We start from the raw sequence: 1,229 nt of genomic DNA on the forward strand, positions 1-1,229 counted from the left end.
GTCCGCGCCGCGGGCCTGGACCCGGCCGCCCTGCGCGTGCGCACCTGGGTCAACGGCGAGATCGTCCAGGACGACACCACCGAGGGCCTCGTCTTCCCGTTCGGCCAGCTCGTGGCCGACCTCTCGCAGCTCATGACGCTCGAGGAGGGCGACGTCATCCTCACCGGCACCCCCGCCGGATCCTCCGTGGCCCAGCCGGGCGACGTCGTCGAGGTGGAGGTGGACGCCCCCAGCGCCCCCGGCGCACCGACCACCGGCCGCCTGGTGACGACGGTCGTCGACTCGGAGCACTCCCTGGCCCCGTTCGGCGCGCAGCCGCAGGTGGACGACGTGCAGCGCGAGGAGGCCTGGGGCTCCCGCGAGGCCGCCGGTCTGGCCCCGCAGGCCGCGGCGCCGTCGTCGTCCGCGGTGGACGAGAACGGCCACTGGGTCGCGAGCGCCCCGCAGCCGGACCGCTCCCTGCTGACCCCGGAGCTGCGCGCCAAGATCGACGCCATCGCGGTGGCCACCCTCACCGCCCAGCTGCAGAAGCGCGGCGTCCAGAACGCGACCATCGACGGCCCGCGCCCGATCCACCGGGGCCGGCGCGTCCTCGGCTACGCGAAGACCCTGCGCTACATCCCCAAGCGCGAGGACCTGGCCAAGGAGTTCGGCGGCGGCTTCAACGCCCAGAAGCGGGCCATCGATTCGGTGCAGCCGGACGACGTGGTGGTCATGGAGGCCCGTGGCGAGCACGGCACCGGCACCCTCGGGGACGTCCTGGCCCTGCGCGCCCAGGTGAACGGCGCGAACGCCGTGATCACGGACGGCGGCATCCGCGACTCCGCCGCCGTCGCCGAGGTCGGCCTCCAGGTGTACGCCGGCGCCACGCACCCGGCGGTGCTGGGCCGCCGTCACATCCCGTGGGAGGTCGGCGGCACCATCGCCTGCGGCGGCACCACCGTGCAGCCCGGCGACATCATCGTCGGCGACGACGACGGTGTGGTGGTCATCCCGCCGTCCCTGCTCCAGGAGGTTGTGGACGACGCCTACGAGCAGGAGCTCCAGGACGCCTGGGCGTACGAGCAGGTCAAGGCCGGCTACCCGGTGGACGGGATGTTCCCCCCGAACGCCGAGTGGAAGGCCAAGTTCGCCGAGTACCGCAAGACCCTGCCGGACGCCCCGGCCCCGGAGGGCGACGCCTGAGCATGCGCCGCACGGACATCGGAACGGTCGGCCTCGCAGGCGCC

At 74.1% G+C, this 1,229-nt stretch carries 1 protein-coding gene; it reads left to right on the forward strand.

Going from position 1 to position 1,229, the window contains the following annotated elements; genetic code table 11:
• Positions 1–1,185, forward strand: a 1,185-nt coding sequence (locus AB0L75_RS44360; RefSeq protein WP_365191961.1) for a fumarylacetoacetate hydrolase family protein, incomplete at its 5' end; no start/stop codon positions are given.
• Between the last annotated feature and the right edge of the window lie 44 nt (positions 1,186–1,229).

It is taken from the genome of Streptomyces sp. NPDC052101, assembly GCF_040680235.1.
Lineage (GTDB): Bacteria > Actinomycetota > Actinomycetes > Streptomycetales > Streptomycetaceae > Streptomyces.